This is a genomic window from Pseudomonas sp. KK18, from assembly GCF_037094675.1.
Lineage (GTDB): Bacteria > Pseudomonadota > Gammaproteobacteria > Pseudomonadales > Pseudomonadaceae > Aquipseudomonas.
This window is the reverse complement of the sequence record NZ_CP146605.1, coordinates 5,055,326-5,079,881: the sequence shown is the minus strand read 5'-3', so window position 1 is coordinate 5,079,881 and position 24,556 is coordinate 5,055,326. Positions and strand designations below refer to the sequence as shown.

General features: G+C 61.5%; 19 protein-coding genes and 2 tRNA genes. 9 read left to right on the top strand and 12 right to left on the bottom strand.

Features of this window, described 5'->3' with window-relative positions:
* Positions 1-5 precede the first annotated feature (5 nt).
* Positions 6-524 (bottom strand): sigma-70 family RNA polymerase sigma factor, encoded by a 519-nt coding sequence (locus V6607_RS22705; protein WP_087695262.1) that lies wholly within the window; start codon positions 522-524, stop codon positions 6-8.
* 201 nt (positions 525-725) lie between these two features.
* On the opposite strand from V6607_RS22705, the gene V6607_RS22700 reads away from it, so the two are divergent.
* Together V6607_RS22700 and V6607_RS22695 are read left to right on the top strand one after the other, a co-directional pair.
* Positions 726-801: transfer RNA gene (locus V6607_RS22700), tRNA-Val, on the top strand.
* Between the two features lie 19 nt (positions 802-820).
* A tRNA-Asp gene (locus tag V6607_RS22695) sits at positions 821-897 on the top strand.
* Between the two features lie 79 nt (positions 898-976).
* Here V6607_RS22695 and V6607_RS22690 read toward each other — a convergent pair.
* A complete protein-coding gene (locus V6607_RS22690) occupies positions 977-2,491 on the bottom strand; it encodes an MFS transporter (RefSeq protein WP_338740741.1) in 1,515 nt (504 codons plus the stop codon).
* Between the two features lie 105 nt (positions 2,492-2,596).
* Between V6607_RS22690 and V6607_RS22685 the strand changes: the two genes are divergently transcribed.
* Positions 2,597-3,520 (top strand): LysR family transcriptional regulator, encoded by a 924-nt coding sequence (locus V6607_RS22685; protein ID WP_134327071.1) that lies wholly within the window; start codon positions 2,597-2,599, stop codon positions 3,518-3,520.
* Here V6607_RS22685 and V6607_RS22680 read toward each other — a convergent pair.
* The 8 genes from V6607_RS22680 to V6607_RS22645 all read right to left on the bottom strand — a co-directional run bounded on the left by V6607_RS22680 (position 3,480) and on the right by V6607_RS22645 (position 15,860).
* Entirely contained in the window at positions 3,480-4,172 is a 693-nt protein-coding gene (locus V6607_RS22680) for a response regulator (protein ID WP_003219430.1), read from the bottom strand. The two genes, V6607_RS22685 and V6607_RS22680, sit on opposite strands and share 41 nt — an antisense overlap.
* Positions 4,169-6,820 (bottom strand): sensor histidine kinase KdpD, encoded by a 2,652-nt coding sequence (locus V6607_RS22675; RefSeq protein ID WP_102606160.1) that lies wholly within the window; start codon positions 6,818-6,820, stop codon positions 4,169-4,171. Before V6607_RS22675 ends, V6607_RS22680 begins: the two co-directional genes overlap by 4 nt.
* A gap of 129 nt (positions 6,821-6,949) precedes the next feature.
* Positions 6,950-9,022 carry a potassium-transporting ATPase subunit KdpB gene (gene kdpB, locus V6607_RS22670; protein ID WP_087695258.1) on the bottom strand — a complete coding sequence of 691 codons (2,073 nt, stop codon included), beginning with the start codon at positions 9,020-9,022 and terminating at the stop codon, positions 6,950-6,952.
* Between the two features lie 11 nt (positions 9,023-9,033).
* Entirely contained in the window at positions 9,034-9,693 is a 660-nt protein-coding gene (gene kdpC, locus V6607_RS22665; RefSeq protein WP_102606161.1) for a K(+)-transporting ATPase subunit C, read from the bottom strand.
* Between the two features lie 10 nt (positions 9,694-9,703).
* Entirely contained in the window at positions 9,704-11,410 is a 1,707-nt protein-coding gene (gene kdpA / locus V6607_RS22660) for a potassium-transporting ATPase subunit KdpA (protein ID WP_134327070.1), read from the bottom strand.
* Positions 11,411-11,518: 108 nt separating this feature from the next.
* A complete protein-coding gene (gene kdpF, locus V6607_RS22655) occupies positions 11,519-11,617 on the bottom strand; it encodes a K(+)-transporting ATPase subunit F (protein ID WP_003219423.1) in 99 nt (32 codons plus the stop codon).
* Positions 11,618-12,886: 1,269 nt separating this feature from the next.
* Positions 12,887-14,017: a catalase family protein gene (locus tag V6607_RS22650; protein ID WP_003211127.1), complete on the bottom strand. Its 1,131-nt coding sequence runs from the start codon at positions 14,015-14,017 to the stop codon at positions 12,887-12,889.
* A 31-nt stretch (positions 14,018-14,048) separates the two neighbouring features.
* Positions 14,049-15,860, bottom strand: a complete 1,812-nt coding sequence (locus V6607_RS22645) for a di-heme-cytochrome C peroxidase (protein WP_134327069.1) — start codon at positions 15,858-15,860, stop codon at positions 14,049-14,051.
* Positions 15,861-16,106: 246 nt separating this feature from the next.
* Between V6607_RS22645 and V6607_RS22640 the strand changes: the two genes are divergently transcribed.
* The 5 genes from V6607_RS22640 to V6607_RS22620 all read left to right on the top strand — a co-directional run bounded on the left by V6607_RS22640 (position 16,107) and on the right by V6607_RS22620 (position 18,956).
* Positions 16,107-16,847 (top strand): FKBP-type peptidyl-prolyl cis-trans isomerase, encoded by a 741-nt coding sequence (locus V6607_RS22640; protein ID WP_003211122.1) that lies wholly within the window; start codon positions 16,107-16,109, stop codon positions 16,845-16,847.
* A gap of 463 nt (positions 16,848-17,310) precedes the next feature.
* Positions 17,311-17,766: a YkvA family protein gene (locus V6607_RS22635; protein WP_003211120.1), complete on the top strand. Its 456-nt coding sequence runs from the start codon at positions 17,311-17,313 to the stop codon at positions 17,764-17,766.
* Positions 17,767-17,863: 97 nt separating this feature from the next.
* Entirely contained in the window at positions 17,864-18,202 is a 339-nt protein-coding gene (locus tag V6607_RS22630) for a helix-turn-helix transcriptional regulator (protein WP_003211117.1), read from the top strand.
* A complete protein-coding gene (locus V6607_RS22625) occupies positions 18,199-18,570 on the top strand; it encodes a hypothetical protein (RefSeq protein WP_003211116.1) in 372 nt (123 codons plus the stop codon). The genes V6607_RS22630 and V6607_RS22625 overlap by 4 nt, the downstream gene beginning before the upstream one ends.
* Positions 18,570-18,956, top strand: coding sequence for a sel1 repeat family protein (locus V6607_RS22620; RefSeq protein ID WP_134327068.1), 387 nt, complete (start codon positions 18,570-18,572; stop codon positions 18,954-18,956). The genes V6607_RS22625 and V6607_RS22620 overlap by 1 nt, the downstream gene beginning before the upstream one ends.
* A gap of 1 nt (position 18,957) precedes the next feature.
* Here V6607_RS22620 and V6607_RS22615 read toward each other — a convergent pair whose 3' ends face one another.
* Both V6607_RS22615 and V6607_RS22610 read right to left on the bottom strand, forming a co-directional pair.
* A complete protein-coding gene (locus V6607_RS22615; protein WP_023659268.1) occupies positions 18,958-20,736 on the bottom strand; it encodes a bifunctional diguanylate cyclase/phosphodiesterase in 1,779 nt (592 codons plus the stop codon).
* A gap of 112 nt (positions 20,737-20,848) precedes the next feature.
* Positions 20,849-22,930, bottom strand: coding sequence for a carboxy terminal-processing peptidase (locus tag V6607_RS22610; protein ID WP_023659269.1), 2,082 nt, complete (start codon positions 22,928-22,930; stop codon positions 20,849-20,851).
* Between the two features lie 138 nt (positions 22,931-23,068).
* On the opposite strand from V6607_RS22610, the gene V6607_RS22605 reads away from it, so the two are divergent.
* The gene (locus V6607_RS22605; protein ID WP_087694978.1) at positions 23,069-24,031 is read left to right on the top strand and encodes a zinc-binding dehydrogenase; all 963 of its coding nucleotides are present in this window, start codon (positions 23,069-23,071) and stop codon (positions 24,029-24,031) included.
* Positions 24,032-24,556 lie beyond the last annotated feature (525 nt).

Below are 24,556 nucleotides of genomic sequence, written 5' to 3'. Positions count from 1 at the left end.
GCGGTTCAGATATCCACGCTGTGGCTGCAATGCAGCAGGGCCTGGATCAAATACTTGCGTACCGTACGCTCCGACAATTTCAGGTGGCGGGCGATTTGCTGCTGGGTCAGGTCTTCGAGGTAATACAGCACAAACGCCTGACGCACATTGTCGTGCATGCCTTCCAGCATGAAGGCAATGTGCTCGAGGGCTTCCAGGGTGGTGTGGATCTGTTCGGGCGACTGGAAACCTTCCAGGGTTTCCACCGTCAGCATCAATTCCTGAAGGTAGGCGTGCTCAATCTGCTTGCGCCGTGCCTGGTCGATGATCAGCCGCCTGGCGGTGGTACTTAAATAGGCGCGGGGTTCGCGGATGGCGGTCACCGACTCGCGGGCGTGCAGAATCCGCGCGAAGGTGTCCTGCGCCACGTCGGCGGCGTTATGGGTACAGCCCAGTTTTCGGCGCAACCAAGTGAACAGCCAGCCGTGATGCTCGCTGTACAGCTCGGTAATCTCCCGTTGGAACGGCGGTTCACCCACAGACATAAGGCCCGGCCCAGGTGTTATTGAGAATAATTGTTAATTGTGGGGCCAAGGCTTGGGCAAACGCAATAGACTCGCGTTTGCACCCAAAGCGCCGGTTTTGCGGGGTGCGCGGGGTCGAAGACAAAATATTTTAAATAAATTGCATTTAAATCATGACATTACGGAAAAATGCTATAGAATGCGCCCCACACCGAAAGTGAAGGGTGATTAGCTCAGCTGGGAGAGCGTCTGCCTTACAAGCAGAATGTCGGCGGTTCGATCCCGTCATCACCCACCATTCGCTTTATGTGTTACGCGCAGCGGTAGTTCAGTCGGTTAGAATACCGGCCTGTCACGCCGGGGGTCGCGGGTTCGAGTCCCGTCCGCTGCGCCATATTCAGGTCACCTGGAACGCTGAACGCCAGGTACCACGGAAAGCCCGCTCATTGAGCGGGCTTTTTTGTGCCTGGGATTCAGCTCAACGACTGAATGCCCGGTTCGGTTTGCACGGGTGCAATGCTGTTTCGCCCCATGAAGGCCAGGACCACCAACGCCGTCAGCACGGTGAATCCCGCGAGCAGTTGCAGCAAGGTGTTGAACCCCGCGATGTAGGCGCTGCGCAGTGCTTCCGGCGGAAGGGCGGCCGAGGCCAGTTGCACGTTGCCCATGACCAGGCCTTGGGCAATCACTGACACGTCGGCCCCTGCGAGACCCTTCAGGTGATGTGCCACCAATGCGCCCAATACCGCCATCGTAATCGCCAGCGCCACGCCTTCACTGGCCACGCGGGTGGTGTTGAAAATCCCCGCCGCCATTCCCGCGCGCTCCTTGGGCACCACGCTGATCGCCAAACCATCCATCAAACCCCACGGCAGCCCGGTGCCGATCCCGATGACCAGCATTGCGGCGATGGTCTGCGCAGGCTGGTTGGCCAGGCTTAATCCCCACAGGCCCACCGCCGCGATCAGCAAGCCAATGGCACACAACAGTCCTGCTGAGAGCCAGCGGGTCAGCGATGCGGCGATCATCGGCACCACCAGCATCGGTGCCGATAACGCGAGCATCATCAAACCCGCGTCCAGCGCGCTGGCGCCTTCCACACCGATAAACCGCAGGGGCAGCAACACGATCAGCACGATGTAGCAGTAACAGGTACCGATCGGCAGGAGCTGCACGCCAATAAAACGCGGGAAGCGAAACAGCCGCAGCTCCAGCATCGGTTGGCTGGAGCGGTTTTCGACGAGGACAAACACCAGCAAAAACACCGCCGCCGCGATCAGCAGGGCATCAACCAGCGGCGACGTCCAGCCGTGCTCCGGCGCGAGGATCACCGCCGTGGTCAGGGCCACCAGCATCGCGGAAAACGTCAGTACACCAGCGGTGTCCAGCCGCAGCGCTTGCGGGTCGCGGCTTTCACGCATTTTGGGCGCGGCAAACAGCAGCGAAATACCGGCCAATAATGCAGTGCCGAGAAAAATCGAGCGCCAGCCCCAGTGCTCGATCAGCACCCCCGACAGCAATGGCCCAAACGCCAGGCCTGCACCGAATGTGGTGCCCAGCAAGCTGAAGGCGCGGGTGCGGGCATGGCCGTCAAACTCCTGGGCCAGCGCCGCACAGCCACTGGCCAATGCCGTAGCCGCCGCGACGCCCTGCACGCCACGCAACACATCCAGCCAGAAAATCCCCGGTGCCACTGCCAGCAGCAAGGAGACCACGGTAAACAGCGCCATGCCCCACAAGAAAAGACGCTTTCTCCCATAGAGGTCGGCGAGGGTGCCGGCGGCCATTAACAGGCTGCCGAAACTCAGCATGAATGCGTTGGTGATCCACGCCAGCTGGCTGGGCTGGGCGGCAAATGCCTGGCCGATAAAGGGCGTGGCGACGGCGCCGCCGGTAAAGCTCATGGGCAATACCAGGGCGGCCAGGCAAATGGCCGCCAGGATGGAATATCGGCCATGGGCGGGCGCAGATTCGGTTGTCGTGTTCATAGGGGCATTCCCGCGAGTTTGAAGATTAAAAGACTCTAATCAGGATGCAATCACGGATAAACGGGCTTACATTCCGTTCATAACGGACTGAATGGATGCAATGACGTGACCGATAACTTGAGCGGCGTGATCGCCTTCGTGAAAACCGCGGAAGCCCTGAGCTTCACCGGCGCGGCCCGGGCGATGGGGATTTCCGCTTCGGCGGTGGGCAAGAATGTCGCCAAGCTTGAGGCGTCACTGAATGTGCGGCTGTTGCACCGCAGTACGCGCAAGGTCAGCCTCACCGCCGAAGGCCAATTGTTCTACGAGCGCAGTCGGAAAATTCTCGACGACCTGCAAGACGCCCGCGCCATGCTTTCCCATGCGATGCAGGCACCCCGGGGCAAACTGCGGGTCAGCCTGCCCACCATCGGTTATCGCTTTCTCTTTCCGCACATGATGGCGTTCCGCAAAGCCTACCCCGAAATCGAACTGGAGCTGGATTTCAACGACCATCTGGTGGACGTGATCGAGGAGGGCTTCGACGTGGTCATCCGCAGCGGTGGCCTGGCGGACTCGACCCTGATGGCCCGCAAGCTGGGGCCGTTCAGGTTTGTGCTGTGTGCATCGCCCCAATACCTACGAGCCAACGGCCGGCCAGAAACCCTGAGCGAACTGGAGCATCACCCGTGCTTGCGTTACCGCTTCGCCACCACCGGCAAAATCATGGACTGGACCTTGTCCGCCAACCCGGCCATCACCCAATTGCGCCTGCCCACCGCGCTGACCCTGAACAACATGGAGGCCATGCTCCGGGCCGCGATGGACGGCCATGGGATTGCCTACGTGCCGGACTTCCTGGCACGCGAAGCCCTCGCCCAAGGCCAGCTGGAAACCGTGCTCGACGGCCATTCCGATGACCAGGGCCAGTTCTGGGCCCTGTGGCCGTCCAGCCGGCATCTCTCGCCGAAGATCCGCGTGTTTGTCGACTTCGCTGCCGCACACTTGTTCACAAGCCTACCAACCGGTAGCCCACCTGCAACTCGGTGATGAAGTACTGCGGCTGGGCCGGGTCCGCCTCCAGCTTCTGCCGCAGGTGCGCCATGTGCACCCGCAGGTAGTGGGCGCGGTCCACGTAATCCAGGCCCCACACCTCGAGCAATAATTGCCGATGGGTCAGCACCCGGCTCTGCCCGCGAATCATCGCGCACAGCAGGCGGTATTCGATGGGCGTCAGGTGCACCGGCAGGCCTTGGCGCCACACTTCATGGGTCGCCAGGTCCACCTCGATATCGCCAAACGCCACCTTGCTGGTGGCCGCCACGGTGCCGGTCTGCCCATGACGGCGCAGTTGCGCACGGATGCGCGCGAGCAACTCGGGTACGCCGAAGGGTTTGGTCAGGTAGTCATCGGCGCCGGCGTCCAGGGCGGCGACTTTTTCCTCTTCGCGATCCCGCGCCGACAACACCAGGATCGGCACCGCCAGCCATCCCCGCAGTTCGCTGATCAACTGTTTGCCGTCGCCGTCCGGCAGGCCGAGGTCGACGATCACCAGGTCCGGCTGGCGGCTGGAGGCGTGGATCAACGCGCGTTTGACGCTGTCGGCCTCGAACACCTGGAAGCCCTCATCCTGCAGGGCGATGCCGACAAAACGGCGGATGTTGGCCTCGTCTTCAACAATCAGAATGCGTGCAGTGCTCATAGGGCGTCCATTGGGGGCGGAGTACCCGCCGGTAAAGTGATGACGAAATGCATGCCGCGCTCGCTGCCGGGTCTGGCTTCGATGCGCCCGCCGTGGGCTTCGACGATGCGCTTGGCCAGGGCCAGGCCCAGGCCGATTCCGGCGACCGAGGATTCCTGCTGGCCACGGGCAAACGGTTCGAACAGATTGGCCGGCGCGCTGCCCGGGCCGGTGTCGCTGACTTCCAGCAGGATGCTGTCGGAAACGGAACGGGCGGTAACGGTGATGACCGTGCCAGGCGGGGTGTATTTGGCGGCGTTGTCCAGCAGGTTGACCAGCACCCGTTCGATCAGCAGCGCGTCGACTTCCACCAGCGGTAATTGAGGGTCCAGCGTCGTGTTCACCACATGCCGGGCCAGTGGTTCACGCAACTGGCGCAGGGCGCTGCCGACGATCTCTTCCAGCAAATGCCATTGCCGGTTGAGTCGCACACCGCGCTCCTGCATGCGGGCCATGTCCAGCAAGTTTTCGATCAAGCGTTGCATCGAAGTCGCCTGCTCATGAATACCGTGCAGCAACGCGGTCAGCGGCCCCGGCGGCGCATGGGGCAGGGCGGTGTCGGCGGCGCCGATCAGTGTGGTCAGGGGAGTGCGCAGGTCGTGGGAAATCGCCGCGAGCAAGGTGTTGCGCATTTTTTCGCCTTCCATCTGCACCATCGTGCTTTGCGCCACTTCGACGAAGTGCACGCGCTCCAGGGCAATCGCCAATTGGCTCATGCAGGCTTCCAGCAGGCGGCGCTCTTCGGGCTCGTTGAGGCGTTCGCTTTGCGCCAGTTCCAGCACCAGCACACCGCGCACGCGCATCGGCGCCTTGAGCGGCAGGTAGCAGCCCTTGGCGGCGGACAAGGTGTCGGTGCCCTGGCCGGCGGACTGGCCGTGGTCGTAGGTCCATTGGGCGATGCTGTCGTCGATCGGCAGCCCGCCCGCGCCCACGCTGTGCACGCCGTCGGCGGCGTCCGGCAAGGCCAGGCCGACCCGCGCCTCGAACACGCCGCTGAAGGTGCGCAGCGCCACTTCGCTGATCTGCTCCACGGTCAACGCGGCCGACAGGTCCCGGGCCAGGCGCGCCAGTGAGGTTGCGCGACGTTCTCGAGCGGCGGCGGTGCGCGCTTCGTGGCGCAGGCGTGCGGTGAGCTGCCCGGTGATCAGCGCGATGCCGAGCATCAACGCGAAGGTGAAGAAATACTGGGTGTCGTTGACGGTAAACGAGTAGCGCGGCTGGACGAAAAAGAAGTCGAAACACAGCACCGCGAGCATCGCTGCCCACACGCCGGGGCCGCGTCCAAACCGCAGGGCCACCAGCACCACCGTGAGCAGGAACAGCATCACCACGTTGGCCAGGTCGAACACCTGCAGCAGCAGCGCGGCGATGGCGCTGGCGGTGAAACAGGCGAGTGTGGACCAGAGGTAGGCCAGGGTTCTGCCGGGCGCTGGTGTAGGTTTTTCAATGGCAGGAACAGTGCCTGGCAACATGCCATGGGCGATCACGATCTGGTCGATCTGCGGATGGTGCCGGCTGATCCGGTCGCTCACCGACTGATGCCAGAACCGCCATGCCCGGCGTGGGTGATGGCCGAGCACCAGGCGATTGGCGTTGTGTTCCCGGGCACAGGCGGCCAGTGCTTCGGCGACGTCCATGCCCGGCAATGTCGCGGTGTCGGCGCCGAATTCGCTGGCCAGCGCCAGGGTTTTCATCGCCGTGAGATAACGCTTGGCGCCGCGGCCCTGGGCTGCGGCGACGTGCACCACGATCCAGTCCGCCTCGAGCTTTTGCGCCAGGCGCGCGGCTTCTCGCACCAGGCGTTCATCACCGGCGTCACCGGCCACGCCTACCAGCAATCGCTCGCGGGCGGGCCACAGGGTCTTGATCGACTGTTCGCGACGGTACACGCGCATCTGCGTGTCGACCCGGTCGGCCGTGCGGCGCAGGGCCAGTTCCCGCAGGGCGAGCAGGTTGCCCTTGCGGAAAAAGTGCCGCGACGCACGTTCGGCCTGAGGGCCCAGGTACACCTTGCCGTCCTTCAAGCGTTGCAGCAGATCATCCGGCGGCAGGTCCACGACGACCACTTCGTGGGCATTGTCGAACACGTGGTCCGGTACGGTTTCCCGCACGCGAATGCCGATGATCCCACTCACCAGATCGTTAAGGCTTTCCAGGTGCTGGACGTTGAGGGTGGTCCACACGTCGATGCCGGCGCTGAGCAGTTCTTCCACGTCTTGCCAGCGTTTCGGGTGGCGCGAGCCGGGCACGTTGCTGTGGGCCAGTTCATCCACCAGCAGCACGGCGGGATGGCGTTGAAGGGCGGCGTCGAGGTCGAATTCGGTGAGGGTGAAATCGTGATGCAGGCGGTGGGCGCGGGGCAGTTGTTCGAGGCCGTTGAGCAGGTTGGCGGTTTCCTGGCGGCCGTGGGTTTCCACCACGCCGGCGAGTACGTCGCGCCCCAGGCTGACTTCCCGTTGCGCCGCGTCAAGCATGGCGCAGGTCTTGCCCACCCCGGCGTTGGAGCCGAAGTAGATACGCAGTTTGCCGCGCAAGGCGGCCTGTTCTTCCTGCTGGACTCGGGCGAGAAGGGCGTCGGGGTCGGGGCGTTCTTCGTTTAATGCGGGCATGTCATTCCTGGTCAATGCGGTTCAATGGTGGGAGCGGGCTTGCTCGCGAAAGCGGTGTGTCAGTGACAGTCGAGTTGGCTGACACTCCGTATTCGCGAGCAAGCCCGCTCCCACATTGGGTTTGCGGTGCTACACGAGACCCAGCCCGGTCAGCACCAGATCAATCAGCTTGATCCCGGCAAACGGCACCAGCACCCCGCCCAGGCCATAGATCAGCAGGTTGCGATTGAGCAATGCCGCCGCGCCAATCGCCCGGTACGTCACGCCGCGCAGGGCCAACGGAATCAGCGCCACGATGATCAACGCGTTGAAAATCACCGCACTGAGGATCGCCGAGTTGGGGCTGCTCAGGTGCATCACGTTCAACGCACCGAGTTGCGGATAGGTCGCGACAAACGCCGCCGGGATGATCGCGAAATACTTCGCCACGTCATTCGCCACGCTGAAGGTGGTGAGCGCACCACGGGTCATCAGCATCTGCTTGCCCACCTCGACCACTTCGATCAGCTTGGTCGGGTTGCTGTCGAGGTCGACCATGTTGCCGGCCTCTTTCGCTGCCTGGGTGCCGCTGTTCATCGCCACCGCCACGTCGGCCTGGGCCAGCGCCGGGGCGTCGTTGGTGCCGTCGCCGGTCATGGCCACAAGCTTGCCCTGGGCCTGGTAGTCGCGGATCAGTTGCAGCTTGTCTTCCGGGCGCGCCTCGGCGAGGAAGTCATCCACGCCGGCTTCCACCGCAATCGCGGCGGCGGTCAGGCGGTTGTCGCCGGTGATCATCACCGTCTTGATGCCCATGCGCCGCAGTTCTGCGAAGCGCTCTTTGATGCCGCCCTTGACCACGTCCTTGAGCTCCACCACGCCGAGTGCTTTGGCCCCGTCCGAGACCACCAGCGGAGTGCTGCCGCGTCGGGATACTTCGTCGACCTTGGCCTGCAAGGCTGCCGGAAAACTCCCGCCCAACGCTTCGATATGACTGCGGATGGCATCCGCCGCACCCTTGCGAATACCGCGGCCTTCGGGCAGGTCGACGCCGCTCATGCGAGTCTGCGCGGTGAAGTGCACAAAGCTTGCGCCGAGGGCGTTGATGTCCCGCGCGCGGATGTCGAACTTCTGCTTGGCCAGCACCACGATGCTGCGGCCTTCCGGGGTTTCGTCGGCCAGGGACGCCAGTTGCGCCGCGTCGGCCAGTTCAGCTTCCTTGACCCCCGGTGCCGGCAGGAAACTGCTGGCCTGGCGATTGCCCAACGTGATGGTGCCGGTCTTGTCCAACAGCAACACGTCGATGTCACCCGCCGCCTCAACGGCGCGGCCGGAAGTGGCGATCACATTCGCCGACATCATGCGGCTCATGCCCGCCACGCCGATGGCCGAGAGCAGGCCGCCGATGGTGGTGGGAATCAGGCACACCAGCAACGCCACCAGCACCGTGGCGCTGATCACGTTGCCACTGCCACTCATGGCCACGGCAAAGATCGAGTACGGGCTCAGCGTGGCGATCACCAGCAGGAACAACAGGGTCAGGCCCACCAGCAAAATTGTCAGGGCGACTTCGTTGGGCGTTTTCTGACGCTTGGCGGATTCGACCATCGAGATCATGCGGTCGAGGAACGACTCGCCCGGGTTGACGCTGATGCGCACCACCAGCCAGTCCGACAGCACCCGCGTGCCGCCGGTGACCGAGGAAAAGTCGCCGCCGGCCTCGCGAATCACCGGTGCCGATTCGCCGGTGATTGCGCTTTCATCCACCGAGGCCACGCCTTCGATCACCACGCCGTCCAGCGGCACCAGGTCGCCGGCTTCGATCAACACCACCTGGTCTTTGCGCAACAGCGTGGCTTCGGTCGGCAGCCATGGGGCGCCGTGTTTGGGTTGTTGCAGCAACTTGGCCAGGGTCTGGCGCTTCATCCCGCGCAGGCTGGCGGCCTGGGCACGGCTGCGGCCTTCGGCCAGGGCCTCGGCAAAGTTGGCGAACAGCACGGTAAACCACAGCCACAAACAGATGCTGAGGATAAAGCCGCTGGGCGCTTCACCCTGGCCACCCAAGGACTGGAACCACAGCAGCGTGGTGAGGAGGCTGCCCAGATACACCACAAACATCACCGGGTTTTTCCACTGCGCCTGGGGCAGCAGTTTCTTGAACGCATCCCCGCAGGCGGTGAGCACGATGGCGCGATCAAACAGAGGTAAACGAGCATTCTTGATCATGGGGGAATCTCTTACTCACTGGCCGCAATGGGGGGCTGGCGCAGAGGCAGGCGGGCGTCCAGCGCGAGGTTGAGTTGCAGCACATTGACCCGTGGTTCGCCGAGCAAACCCAGGGTGCGTTCCGCGGTGTTTTCGTTCACCAGTTGCAGCAGTTCGGCTTCGGGGATCTGTCGCAGGCGGGCGACCCGGGCCAGCTGGATGCGTGCGTTGGCCACGGAGATATGCGGGTCCAGGCCGGAGGCGGAAGCGGTGACCGCATCCACCGGCACCTGGGCCTCGGCGGCGAGGCCGTTGTCCTGGCGGTAGGCTTTAACCCGGGCCGCGACCTGGTCCACCAGTTTCTGGCTGGTAGGGCCCAGGTTGCTGGCGCCGCTGGAACCGGCGTTGTACGGCTGGGAGACACTTTTGCTCGGGTCTTGCGGGTCGGTACCGAGGGTCATGCTCGGGCGGCCGTGGAAGTAGCCGGGCCTGGTGAAGTCCTGGCCGATCAACGCCGAGCCGATCACCAAACCGTCGCGTTCAATCAGCGAGCCCTGGGCCTGGAACGGGAACAGCAACTGCGCGGCAAAGGTGGTGAAGACCGGGTAGGCGAGGCCGGTCAGCGCCATGAAAAACACTGCCGAAACCAGCACCGGGCGCAACAGCCCTTTGAATATCGATTGAGTCGTCATCAACGTGTCCTTAGTTGTACGTCTGGCCGGACAGCAACTGCAGTTGCTCCACCAGCGGGCCGAGCGCGAGCGCCGGCAGGAAAGTCAGGCCGCCCACCACCAGCACCACAAACACCACCAGCACCATGAACAGCGGGGTTGCGGTGGGGATGGTGCCGGCGCCGGCAGGCACGGTCTTTTTCATCGCCAGGGAACCGGCCACGGCGAGCATCGGCAGCATGGTGAAGAAGCGCCCGACCAGCATCGCCAGGCCAATGGTGGTGTTGAAGAACGGCGTATTGGCGTTCAGCCCGGCGAACGCCGAACCGTTGTTGGCGGTGCCCGAGGTGTAGGCGTAGAGCACCTCGCTGAAACCGTGGGGGCCGAGGTTATTCAGGCTGGCCATGGTGTCGGGCCACAGGGCGGCGAGGGCGGTGAAACCGAGGATGCTGATGGGGTGCGCGAGCACCGAGAGCATCACCAGTTTCATCTCTCGGGCCTCGATCTTCTTGCCGAGGAATTCCGGGCTGCGGCCGATCATCATGCCCACCAGGAACACCGTCAGCAGCGCGTACTGGATCAGGTTGATAAAGCCCACGCCGTCGCCGCCGAACACGCAGTTGAGCATCATCTGCGCCAGGGGCACGAAGCCGCCCATGGGGGTCAATGAGTCATGCATCGCGTTGACCGAACCGGTGGTGGCCGCGGTGGTGGTGGCGATAAACAGGCTGCTGTCGGCAATGCCGAAACGCAGTTCCTTGCCTTCCATATTGCCGCCGCTTTGTTCGATGGACAGCGTCTGGTTGGCACCGGCCTGGGTCAGCAGCGGGTTGCCGTTTTGCTCGGCGCCGTACACCAGCGCGAGAAAGCCTAAGAACATCACCAGGAAGGTGCCGAAAAACACCCAGCCCTGACGGCGTTGCAGCAGCATGCTGCCGAAGGTGTAGGTCAGCGCCGACGGGATCAGCAACATGCTGAGGATGTGCAGGGCGTTGGTCAGCGGGGTCGGGTTTTCGAACGGGTGCGCGGCGTTCATGCTGAAGAAACCGCCGCCGTTGGTGCCGATATGCTTGATCGATTCAAAGCTCGCCACGGCGCCGACAATCAGTTGTTGCTGCGCGCCTTCCAGGGTGGTGGCCAGGGCTTGGGAGGAAAAGGTCTGCGGCATGCCTTGCCACACATACACCAGGGCCATGCCCACGCACAGCGGCAGCATCACGCGGTACAGGGTGCGAGTGAAGTCGACCCAGAAATTGCCGATATCCGCCGAGCTTGAGCGACTCAGGCCACGGATAAAACCGGCTGCGGCGACCACGCCCGAGGTGGCGCCGACGAACATCAGGAAGGTGATTACTGCCATCTGGCTTAAGTTCGACAGGCTGGTTTCGCCCGAGTACGCCTGCCAGTTGGTGTTGGTGATAAAGGAAGCGGCGGTATTGAACGCCAGGTCCGGGGTTTGTGCGGCCAGCCCGAGTGGGTTGATCGGCATGACGGCCTGTAACCGCAGGATGAGATAGCCGAGCAGCATCATCGCGGCGTTCGACAGCAACAGGGCCGAACCGTAGCGGGCCCAGCTCATGGTTTCCAGCGGGTCGATGCCCAGCAAGCGATAGGTATAACGTTCCGGCAGGGCGTGGCGGGTTCCGGTAAACACCCGGGTCAGCCACTTGCCCATCAGCACGGCGAGCCCGGTCATCAACCCCAGGACCAGCGCAAATTCCAGCAAAGTGCTTAGCATGTCGAGGCTCCGTTCAAATCTTGCCCATGGCGACAATGGCCATGGTTGTCGCGGCGAAAAACACCAGGGAGAGGCCTACAAAAATCATGTCGTACATGGTGGGGCTCCCTAGAACTTTTCGGCGCGAATGAGGGCGTAGCCCAGATAAGCGAACAGCCCGACGGCGCATAGGCCGCTGGCGATATAGATGAACTTGAGTGTGAGCACGGTGGAACTCCCCTGATTAATAAGCCGCGATTGCGGACGCGGGGAGGTTAAGAGGTTGGGTATCAAGTTCGGGCACTGATTGCGGGTTTGGGTATTAAGACGGTGTATAGAGGGCAGTGGGGTGGGCGAACGTAAAAAAGGGATAACCCGGGGGCGGGGTATCCCTTGAAGCACTGGGGTTTTGCTGCTTTTGATGATCAGCTTATTTGGCTTTCTTTTTCTTTGATTCGCGGGTGGCGAGTTGTTCGAAGCAAAACGCGGCGGCGCCGAACAGGGCGATCATTGAGAGGACGATCATGCCTAACGTTGAACTTTCCACGATGACTTCCTGCGAGGGTTATTGGGGTGGAGGTCACAGTAGTGGAGGGGGGATTAGTTGCTCAATAGAGACGACTTAAACGTTACGGCTGGGGGTGAATCTATACGGGTTCTTTACGTTGATGTTGGGTGTATATCCGTTTTTTAGGTAACGGCTACTTATGGTTTCGCTCTTACAGCGACTCACTTTGGAAAAGCCCCAAAGTAAGCAAAGGGCTCTGCCCCGCCTGTCGGCACCTCGCTAGTGCTCGGTGTTCCCTCACTCCGGCATTACTCCGCGGGCCGCCGCGACGGGCCATCCATGGCCCGGCGCGGCTAAACCGGCGTCCTGCCGGTTTACCCGCTCCGCAATACCTGCGTTCGGCCTCGGGCTTATTGGGGCAGTCAGATCAAAAGCAAAAGCAAAAGCACAGCGGCCTACCGGCCGGCTTGAGTGTTAACAGCAAAAGCAAAAACCAGAGCGAAAACAAATCTGCTTTTCTGTGGGAGCGGGCTTGCTCGCGAAAAACCTGAGAGCGCCGCGTTCATCCAGAATGCCCGCGTCATCGTTAACGACCTTCGCGAGCAAGCCCGCTCCCACATTTGGACCGTGCCCGCTTTAGCTTTTGATTTTGCTTTTAACACTCAAGCCGGCCGGTAGGCCGCTGTGCTCTTGATCTGCTTTTGATCTTGATCTTGGGCGCCCCGTTAAACCACGCTGGCCGAACGCAGGCTTTGGAGCGTGGGTAACCTGGCAGGACGCCAGGTTAGCCGTCCTGGGCCAAGGATGGCCCATGACGGCGGCCCACGGTCCAAAGCCGGAGTGAGGGCACACCGAGCCTAGGCGAGGTGCCGAGTGGTGGGGCAAGAGCGTTTTGCTTACTTTTGCGCTCTTCAAAAGTGAGCCGCTGTAAGAGCGGAACCAATAGCGGCCATAACCGCAGCAACGGATATGCACCCCACACCGCGGAGCTACAAATTCCGGCTATGCCGATAATCACTGACCGCCTCATACACCGCCTTACGCAACCGATTAATCCCCCCAATCGGCCGATGCGCCTCCACCCCAAACCACGGATTAAACGACTGATTATCACAAGCCAGATTCAACGCCGGCGTATCAAAATCCTGCGCCGGAATCACCACCTTGGCCACCGTCTCAAACGGCGCATCACTCTCTTTCCATTCAATGCTGGTGTCCTCGATCGGCATGAACTTCTGCGGATTCTGCCGCTGAATCTGCAACACAAAACACGCCGCCACCCGGTCCGTCGACAGTTGCTGATTCAACGCACTGCGCAAAAAGTTCGGCAGGTCCTGATTCTGTTTGGGCAGCACATACGCAGGACACCCCTGGGGATCCGGCGCCACCCGAAACTTCGCATTCGCCGCCCCGAACTTATACGGCGACACCGAGAAATACGTCGTCTGCGTAGGACTCACCGGCGGCGGCGCCAACGTCGCCAGCGCGATAAACAAATGCCGCACCTGCCAACTGCGCGGATCCACCCCGGGGAAAAACGCCATGACTTTCTTGCCATCGGCCTGAGCCGAAATGTTCTGCGCATACTCCGCCACATCACTGACGAAAAAGTTCGGATGGCTGAACATCACAAAGTCCTGCTCACCCCGCGCCTGCTGATCCGCCAGCAGCTGTTTGCCTGGCACGTCCAGCAACTTGATCGCCATCCCCCGGGCATCCCGGATGCTGTCGAACTGCGGATACGCATTGCCGTTGGACAGTCGCATCATCGCCTGCCAGGTCTTGCCCGGCTCGGCGAACACGCCCTGGCGCAGGGCCGGGTCGAGGTCCGCCAGTACGCTGACCTCGGCCTTCACGCAGCCATGGGCCTTGGCATGCGCATCCCGCAGGTAACGCGTGCCTTCGCGGTGCTGGTCGACGATGCGCACGGCGGTCTGGATGATGCCCTGGGTCATGGCCGCTTCACCCGGCGGGATCTGTTCATCCGGCGATACCGGGCCGCTGTGCTGCCAGGCAAACCACAGGGTGGACAGCAACCAGCCCAGCAGGCCCAGGCCCACCAGCCACAACAGGGTCTTGCCGAGAAACGCGCCGAGGCGCAGCCAAAGTCGAGCGAGCATTTAAAAATCCTTTTCTGCGAAGTCGGTTGGGTCAGGGCAGTTGCTGTTCCAGCGGGCCGCCCAGCACTTTCAAATATTCCAGCAGCGCCCAGCGTTCCTGGGGCAGCAAGCCTCGGCCGATCACCCCGTTGCCACGCTGCCCGGCACGGAATTCGTGGCCGCTGTTGTGGTTGCCGGTGATGCGCGTATCGAACAGGAACGCGTTGGGGAACGCTGCGGTTTGATAGCCCAGGTGGCGCGGGTCGTATTCGAAGGTGCCTTTATAGAAGGTCGGGCTGCGCTCGTCCTGGGGCGAGAGCAATTGGTAGATCGTCGGCACCGAGCCGTTGTGCAGGAACGGCGGTGTCGCCCACACCCCGGCCAGGGGCCGTGCCTTGTAGGCACGCAATTCGCGTACGCCGATCGGCAGGCCGAAGCCGTCCAGGCGCGGGCGTTCGGCAGGTGTCACGCCGGCGGCACGGTAGGCGTGGTCTTCGACAAAGGCGGTGATGTAGGCCAGGCCTTTGGCTGAAGAGAGGCTGCGCAGGTCCAGCGGCTCGGTGGGCGTGGGGTGCAGTTCGACGTTCATTTTCGCCAACTCCGCCGGGTCCCATTGCAGGGCGCTGAGGTCGAAGCGGTGGTCAGCGATATTGTTGGCAGTAGCGGGGTCGGTGCCGATGACTTCCACCGGTAGCATTTTCAACTGGCGCACCGGGCGGCCATCGACCTGGGACACCGCTGGCACGTGGCAGCCGGCGCAGTTTTCCGCGAACAGTGCGCGACCCTGGGCGGCCAGCGGTTTGTCGATGGCGCCGAACAGGTCTTCGGGCCAGGTGGGTGGCTTGAGCCGTTGCAGGGTTTCTTCGATGGTATTCAGGTCGCGCACCCGCACGCTGGAGGCGTAGCGCGCCTCACCCTGGAGCGGCTGGCCGGCGCTGTCGAAGAAGTCCAGGGTGGCGCCGACGCCCAGGGCTTCGCCGATATTGCGGGCCATGGGTTGTTGGGCCGAGCCATTCCATTGCACCCAGTCGAAGGTCCAGATGTCCCACAGTTGCGGGTAGTCCACCGGGGCGTTGGCGATGCGGTAGTTGTCGGGGGAAATGGCGTCGCCGAAGCTGGCGTTGGCGATACGGCCAAAGGCGTCGGTGCGGCCCGGGCCTTCTTCGGTGGGGTAGAGGCCACGGTGGGTGTCGTTCCAGGCGACTTTCAGGAAGTTGTTCAGGGACTTCTTGAAGTCCTGGCGCAGTTGCGCTGCGGTCTGGTCGTCGTAGTCATGGCCCAGCACGGTGCGGGCAAAGCGCTCGAATTTCCACGGGTTGTAGTAGGTCGAGGCCAGGCTGGCGACCAGTGCCTGGCCGAAGCTGCCGCCGCGCAGGGTCGGCACGCTGGACGGCAGCACATGTTGCGCCGGGCCACCGTCGATCCGCAGGCCCTGGCCTTTGAAGTTCAACTGGCCGGTGTGGCAGGCGGCGCAGGTGATGTCGAGAAACTCATCATTGCTGCCAGTATTTTTATGCCGGGCGAAACCCACCGGCAGGTTGCCGGGGTTCTGCGCGGTGGGCACCTGCTTGGGGTCTACCAGAAAACCAAAGCGCGCCAGGTACTCGGGCGTGGCGAAACGCTGCTCGGAGAACGGCAGTTCCAAGGCGGTAAACCAGGCATAACGCAGGCCCTTGACCTGGGTGCCCTGGGGCGTGAAATAGTAGGTCTGGCGATCTGCGGCGCTCCATTGATCCTGGTAGTGCACCTGTTCCACCGGCACGTAGACCGGCAGCTTCGGGTTGACCACGTAATAGAGCACCACCGCCAGGACCAGGCCCAGCAGTATGAAAATCATCAGCAAAACACGGGAAAAAATGCGCAAGATAACTATCCTTGTCGAGTTGTAGCGTTCTTATGCCATCAGGCCAGCAGTGCGGCAAGTGGCCATGAGTCTCGTTCCAGCGCTGCTGCCGTCCGTTGCAGGGCCCTGGATTGAATGAAAATGCTTTTAAACACGTGAACTTATCAGAAGTTTCCTGCTCACATGCCGGTAGCCATTGGTCGTGGCCGCCTGATAAGCTCGCGACTTTACTCGAATGCCCTTTTGGCACACGAACAAGGAAATAGCATGAAACAGCATCGGTTGGCGGCGGCGGTGGCCCTGGTTAGCCTGGTACTTGCGGGTTGTGATTCGCAAACCAGCGTAGAGCTGAAAACCCCGGCGCAAAAAGCTTCCTACGGTATCGGCCTGAACATGGGCAAAAGCCTTGCTCAAGAAGGTATGGATGACCTGGACTCCAAAGCGGTAGCCCAAGGCATCGAAGATGCCGTCGGCAAGAAAGAACAGAAGCTGAAAGACGACGAGCTGGTCGAAGCCTTCGCCGCACTGCAAAAACGTGCTGAAGAGCGTATGGCCAAGATGAGCGAAGAGTCGGCAACCGCCGGCAAGAAATTCCTCGAAGAAAACGCCAAGAAAGACGGCGTTGTCACCACCGCTTCCGGTCTGCAATACAAGATCGTGAAGAAAGCGGACGGTGCTCAACCCAAGCCTACCGACGTAGTGACTGTTCACTACACCGGCAAGCTCACTAACGGCACCACCTTTGACAGCTCCGTGGATCGCGGCAGCCCGATTGACCTGCCGGTCAGCGGCGTGATTCCAGGTTGGGTCGAAGGCCTGCAACTGATGCACGTTGGCGAGAAGGTCGAGTTGTACATCCCGTCCGACCTGGCCTACGGTGCCCAGAGCCCGAGCCCGGCGATTCCAGCCAACTCCGTGCTGGTATTCGACCTGGAACTGCTGGCCATCAAGGACCCGTCCAAGGCAGACGCTCCTGACGCACCGGCGGCTCCTGCTGCCAAGAAGTAATCAGCGCCTGAACACACAACGCCCCGTCTCGACGGGGCGTTGTTGTTTCTGGCCTGTGCGATCGTTCCCACGCTCTGCGATCGTCCCCACGCTCTGCGTGGGAATGCATCCCGTGACGCTCTGCGTCACCATTGCGCATAGCTTAAGCCTAGCGCTAACAGCAAGCGCGGAGCGCCACAGGCGGCATCCCCACGCAGAGCGTGGGAACGATCAGCTGAATCCAGGGCAAATTCAACCGAACCCATGCGGGCTAGAGCAGTCTGATAAAAGACCCGAGTACGGGTAGACGCAGATTATCTCCAAGTCAATGAATTCTTGGGTTTTTTTTATGTGCGCAAAAAACGCCCGATCTGACTGTAGGCCTTGTATTACGTGGCTTTCAGCCTGGAAAATAGGCTCTGTTCACAAGGTTATCCACAATTTGTGTGGATAACCTTTTCTGTCGCCTGGAACTGGAGTGACGATGAAAGCCCCGTTTAATTTCACCCGCTTCCTGCCCATGGCTGCTCGCCTGCTTGGCCGTGGGCGCTTGCCGACGTTGCTGTTCGCGGTCGCCGCCAAAGGCTCGAGCCAGGGCAACCGGCTGGGCAAGCTCAAGGACGACCTCAAGCTGCTCCAGGCCTTGTGCCTGGCCTACTGGCGCGGCGAGTACCGGGCCATCAGCCCCAAGGCGCTGATTTCGGTAGTGGCAGGGTTGATGTACTTCCTGAGCCCGATTGACGCGATCCCGGACTTTATCCCGGTGTTTGGCATGCTCGACGACATTGCTGTGCTGGCGTGGGTCATGAAGACCCTCGACGGCGAACTGAGCGCCTTTCGCGCCTGGCGCGAGCGTCAGCTCCCCGAGAAACTTGCGGTGGTTGAGCGCCTTCCTGCGACGCCTCAGCTGCTTACGCAAGAACACCTGAAAAAAAACTGAACCTTGGGAATATCCCCCTGCGCTCTTTGTGGCTGTTAGGATTACACTCCTAAGGAAAGTACTTACGAAGTAAGTGTTGTGATCCTACGGGGCAGTCATGGATATTCAGATAATTACAAAGGATGGCGAGCCCGAATATGCGGTTCTGCCATGGGCTCAGTATCAGGCGCTGTTAAAAGCTGCCGGTCAGCAACAGCCAACGCCTCCCGCTTCGACCATTAGCCAAGCCACTGCCGAACCGGATCTGCGCCCCCTGGAGCAGCTGCGAAGCCTGCGCGAGGCCAAGGGCCTGGCCATCGAGGTTCTGGCGCGCACAGTGGGCATCAGCCCGTCTTACCTGGGCCTGATCGAAAGCGGTGAACGCCAGCCGGACGCTGCCATCCGCCGCAGCCTGGCCTGGGAACTTGGCGTTGCAGGTTGGAGGGACGAAACGTGAGCGTACGCATCAGCCGTCAACATTGGGATGGGTTACTCAACGAGCTGGACCAGGCGCGCCGACAGCGCCACCTCTTGACCTACCGCGCCTTGCTGGAGCGCCTGCAATTTCCCACGCCGGCCATGCAGACCCTGACGGCTGCGCTGGAGCACCTGGCGGCGCTGGATGCCAAGGCCGACCAACCACTGCGCAGTTCCCTGGTGATCAGCCAGGGCGCCAGTCGCCTGCCACGTACCGGTTTCTTTGAATGTGTGGAGCGTCTCGGGCGCTTCTGCGGGCCGTCCGATGGCGTGGCCGCGGCGTCGTGGCACGCATCCGAAGTGGTTCGAGTATTTGAATACGATTATCCCGAGTCAGCGGAGGCGTAGTGTTCTGGAAGCTCAAGGCGTATGCCAGTTACTGGCTGGCGCGCAAGTTGTTTCATTGGTCCTGGTTCGTGCGACAGCCGCGTGGCTGGCAGTGGCTTGAAGGCCAGTTCGCGCGCATGGCCAATCTGGGCGACGTAAGAGCACAGAGTTTCTACGGACATATCCTGACGTTTCGTGGCAAGGGCCTTGGCGCCCGTGAAGAAGGCGTGCGACTGTTGCGGCTGGCGGCCCTGGCCGGCGACGGCAAGGCGGCCTACCAGGTTGGGGTGTTGAGCCTTGCGGGCAGCCTTGGCAAGGCGCCTGATCCGCTGGAAGCGGCACGCTGGTGGAAAATCGCCGCCCGAGCCGGGCACCCGTTGGCGCAGATGCGCCTGGAGCAACTCTGATCTAGAGCGGCTGCGGTTCTGCCTGGCCCAACTCCAGGCTGTCAATCACATGAATGCTGTAGCCCGCCACGTTCTTCGCGTGGTGCTTGGCTTGCGAGGCCAGTTCCGCCAACTGGCTGGCATCGAGTTGTCCACAGGCCTGTGGATACAAATGCACCACGCCGATGGACAGCGACAGCAGCGCAAACTCCTGGCGCACGCCCTGGCGGTTCAGTGCAACGAAACAGCCCGCGTCCAGATGCTCGCTGCGATAGAAGCGCCGGCACTGGGTGTGGAAGTCGTCCAGCAGCTGGTTCAGCCGCTTGCGCCAATCCTGCGGCCCCAGCACCAGCAAAAAGTCATCACCGCCGATATGCCCGACGAAGTCGCGGCTGGGGTCTACCCGGTCGTTCAGGCATTGCGCCAGGCACAGCAGCACTTCATCGCCCCGGCCATAGCCGTAGATATCGTTGAATGGCTTGAAACTGTCGATATCGACGTAGCAGATCACAGACTCGCGTTGTTGCTGCAACAGCCGCGTCAGGCACTGCTGGATGGGGACGTTGCCCGGCAGCAAGGTCAGCGGGTTGGCATAGCGTGCCTGCTGGATTTTCAGCTCGGTAATCAGCTTGAGCACATCGATCACCCGGCCCAGCCCCAGATAATCGCCGTTGAGGGTGATGATGAAATCTTCCTCGATCCGCTGGCGTGCGCGACTGGTGAGCAGGCGGCTGACCTGCTGCAAGGACTGGCTCAGTTCCACCGCGAGAAAGTCATCGCTCATTAACCGGCTGATGGGCTTGCGGGCGAACAGATCGGTGGCGAACGGCTTGAGCAGCGCATCTGACAGCGAGTGCCGGTGCACGATGCCAATCGGGTGGCCACGCTCATCCAGCACCGCCAGGGAATTGAGGTTGGCCTGGCGCCGGAAGGCTTCCAAAACCTGCGCCGTGGCAGTGTGCTGGCCCACGGCCGGTTGTTCGTTGAGCAGGGCGCTGAGGTCGCTGCCTTCGTCGTTCAGCGCGACGTTGGCGTTGTCGGGCTTGGGCAGCATCAACCGCGCTTCCTGCGGCGGGTGTTCCTGGGGGCGGCAGAGCAGGTAGCCCTGCACCAGGTCAACGCCCATTTCCGTGAGCACCGCCAACTCTTCCGGCAACTCGATGCCTTCGGCGATGACCTGGGCCCGGGAGGCCTTGGCGATTTGCAGGATGGAGCCGACAAACTCGCGCTTGAGGGCGTCCTGGTGGATGCCGTCGATAAAGTGTCGATCGATCTTCACGTAGTCCGGGCGCAGCTCCGACCACAGCCGCAGGCTGGAATAACCGGCACCCAGGTCATCCAGGGCAATCGAAAAGCCCATGGCGCGGTAGTGGTGCAGCGCGGTTTGCAGCAGTTGAAAATCGTCGGTCGGGGTTTGCTCGGTCAGTTCGATCACCACCTGGCTGGGCGGGATGCCGAAGTCGCTGAGCAGTTGCAGGGTACGACCGGGCTGGTGGGCGGTCTCCAGCAGGGATTCGGGCGAGACGTTGAGAAACAGCTTGCCCGGCAGTTTCTGCTCGCTGAACCGCCGGCAGGCACTTTCCCGGCAGACCATCTCCAGCTCACTGAGACGCCCGGCATGGCGGGCCACGGAGAACAGTGCGACAGGGGAGTGCAACGGGCTGTTGGACGGACCGCGACTGAGGGCTTCATAACCGATGACGCGTCGTTCAGACAGGGAAATGATGGGTTGGAACAGGCTGTGCAAACTGCCTTGAGCCAGGATTGAGCCCAATGCATTCAGCTGTTCGGTCATGGTCATGATTTTCTCGGGTCGAAAAAAAAGGACCTGCTTTGGCAGGTCCTTCATTTCACGACAGAATGATGTCTATTTGATGACACTCCGAGGAGCGTTCACATTAAATCGCCATCATTTACTGCTTGGCCACCGTCTTGCTGATTTTCAAGTAGTCCAGCAGGATGCGCCCGGTCTCGCTCAGGTAGGCATCATCTTCCGGCTTGGTTTTATCAGGCTCGGCGGCGATCGCGTCTTCGTCTTCTTTCTTCAGCTCCTTGAGTGGAGCTTCCCCTTTCGCCTTGCGGCGGGCGTTCTCCAGCACCAGTTGCTGATTCTCGATGTCGGTGTGCTGCGCACGACGGTCGGCTTCGTTCAGGCTGACGGTTTTCTCTTCCATCAACTTCTTGGCCAGGGCCAGTTTGTCGCGGATGAAGATGAACTCGGCATCCTTGGCGGAGCGGGCTTCGTGATCAGCTTTCAACTCTGCGATGTACGGTTTGAACGGGTCTACCGCAGGCTTGATCGCAGGACGGATGGTGTCCCACGGCATCGCCTCGGGCAGGGCGCTCTCGCCGATTTCCTTGGTGTCGATGATCGACGGGAAATCGACGTCCGGCAGTACGCCCTGATGCTGGGTGCTCTGCCCGGAAACCCGGTAGAACTTGGCCAGGGTCAGTTTCAGCTCGCCATGGTTCAGCGGCTGGATGGTCTGCACGGTGCCTTTGCCGAAGGTCTGGCCGCCGATGATCAGTGCACGGTGGTAGTCCTGCATCGCGCCGGCAAAAATCTCCGAGGCGGATGCCGAAAGGCGGTTGACCAGCAACGCCATCGGCCCTTTGTAGAAGGCACCCGGGTTCTCGTCTTCCAGCACGTCGACACGGCCGTCAGCGTTACGCACCAGCACGGTCGGACCCTTGTCGATAAACAGACTGGTCAGCTCGGTGGCCTCCTGCAGGGAACCGCCGCCGTTGTTGCGCAGGTCGATGACCACGCCGTCGACTTTTTCCTTCTGCAATTCTGTGAGGATTTTCTTAACGTCGCGGGTGGTGCTCTTGTAGTCCGGATCACCGGCGCGGAACGCTTTGAAGTCCAGGTAGAACGCCGGGATCACCACCACGCCGAGCTTGTAGTCCTTGCCATCCTGCTTGAGGTTGAGGACTTGCTTCTGGACGGCCTGGTCTTCGAGTTTCACCGCTTCACGGGTGATGGACACGATCTTGCTGGTCTGGTCGTTCGGTGCGTTGGTGTGCGGAATCACTTCCAGGCGCACCACGCTGCCTTTCGGCCCGCGGATCAGCTTGACCACTTCATCCAGGCGCCAGCCGACCACGTCGACCATCTCTTTGTCGGCCTGGGCCACACCGATGATCTTGTCGGCCGGGGCAACCTGCTTGGTCTTGTCGGCCGGACCTGCCGGCACCAGACGCACGATCTTCACCTGGTCGTTATCGCTTTGCAGGACGGCACCGATGCCTTCCAGCGACAGACTCATGTTGATATCGAAATTTTCCGCGTTATCTGGCGACAGATAATTGGTGTGCGGGTCGTAGGACATTGCGAAGGTGTTGATGTAGGCCTGGAAGATATCTTCGGCACGGGTCTGATCCAGACGTGCCAGCTGATTCTTGTAGCGCTTGGTCAACAGTTCCTGGATGGCCTTCGGCTCTTTGCCGGCGATCTTCAAGCGCAGGACTTCATCCTTGACGCGCTTGCGCCACAGGTCGTCCAGCTCGGCTTCGGTGGTCAGCCAAGGAGCGTCCTTGCGGTCAACCAGCAAGGTCTCTTTCTTGGTGAAGTCGAACTTGTCGACACCTTTGTCCAGCTCACCAATGGCGAAGTCCAGACGCGCTTTGACGCGGTCCAGGTAGCGCTTGTAGATGGTGAAGCCGGGCTGCAGGTCACCGCTCTTGAGGAAGTCGTCGAACTGCGTCTTCCACTTGTCGAACTCGGTGATGTCGCTGGCCAGGAAATAGCTGCGCGAGGGATCCAACAGCTTGAGGTAGCTGTCGTAAATGATCACCGAACGAGCGTCGTCCAACGGCGGCTTGCTGTAATGGTGGCGCTTGAGCAACTCGACGACGTTAAGGCTGGCAATCACCTCATCGCGATCAGGCTGAAGGTTGTCCCAGCTGTTGGCTGCGAACGTATTGCTCGACAGCGGCAAAAGGCCGATACCGATAAAAAGAGCGAGGGCGGTGCTGGGGAACAAATGCTTCATGCTGATTCGACGCGGGGGCAATTGATAACGCATATTAGGCCGTCTTTGAAGTCGCCGGTTCCATATGGGCCGGTCGCATAATGCAAAAAGCCCGACGCTACAGCAACGGGCTCAGTCCAGACTCACTATGGAGGCACTGTGAAAGCATTGCAAGGCGTTGAAGGTCATGTGGAGTGGCAAGAAGAGCCAAGTCCTACATGCGATGTAGGCCAAGTACGCATTCGCGTGGCGGCTGCGGGCCTGAATCGCGCCGATTTATTACAGCGTTCGGGGCTTTATCCGCCACCTCCCGGTGCCAGCCAGGTGCTGGGCCTGGAGTGTTCCGGGGTGATCAGCGAAGTCGGCGCCGGTTCGTCGTGGCAAGTGGGTGATCGGGTTTGCGCCTTGCTGGCTGGCGGCGGGATGGCTGAAGAAGTGGTGGTGGATGCGCGGCATGTGCTGCCGGTGCCGGAGGGTGTGTCCCTGGTGGAAGCGGCCGGGTTGCCCGAGGTATACAGCACCGCGTGGTTGAACCTGTTCCAGTTGGCGGGCCTCAAGCCCGGCGAGAAGGTGTTGTTGCATGCCGGTGCCAGTGGGGTGGGCTCGGCGGCGATTCAGTTGTGCAAGGCGTTTGGCAGCCCGTGTTGGGTCAGCGTGGGGTCGGCGGATCGCCTTGCGTACTGTGAAGCGCTGGGGGCTCAGGGGGGTGTGGTACGTACTGACGGCATCGAGGGCTTGAGGGATTTTGGACCGTTCGATGTGATTCTTGACCCGGTGGGGGGGAATTACGCGGCGCTGAATCTCAAGCTGGTGGCGCGTGATGGGCGCTGGGTGTTGATTGGGTTGATGGGGGGGCGTGAGGCGCAGATCGATCTGGCGCAGGTGTTGGCCAAGCGTGTGCAGGTGTTGGGGTCGACTTTGCGCAGTCGGGATGATCAGTTCAAGGCTGACTTGTTCAGTGACTTGAGCCAGCATGTTTGGCCGTTGTTTGCCGAGGGGCGCTTGAGTCCGCAACTGGCCAGGACGTTTCCGATCAAGGATGCCGAGGCTGCGTTTGCGGAGCTGGCGACTAATCGGATTTCAGGGAAGCTGGTGTTGGTGATTGACGAGAGTCTGACCTGATTTCAGATGCGACATTTGTGTTGGGGGGAGTTGGGCTGGGTGTATATCCGTTATTTTCGTAACGGCGACTATTGGTTCCGCTCTTACAGCGGCTCACTTTTGAAGAGCGCAAAAGTAAGCAAAACGCTCTTGCCCCACCACTCGGCTCCTCGCCTAGGCTCGGAGTGCCCTCACTCCGGCTTTGGACCGTGGGCCGCCGTCATGGGCCATCCTTGGCCCAGGACGGCTAACCTGGCGTCCTGCCAGGTTACCCACGCTCCAAAGCCTGCGTTCGGCCAGCGTGGTTTAACGGGGCGCCCAAGATCAAGATCAAAAGCAGATCAAGAGCACAGCGGCCTACCGGCCGGCTTGAGTGTTAAAAGCAAAATCAAAAGCTAAAGCGGGCACGGTCCAAATGTGGGAGCGGGCTTGCTCGCGAAGGTCGTTAACGATGACGCGGGCATTCTGGATGAACGCGGCGCTCTCAGGTTTTTCGCGAGCAAGCCCGCTCCCACAGAAAAGCAGATTTGTTTTCGCTCTGGTTTT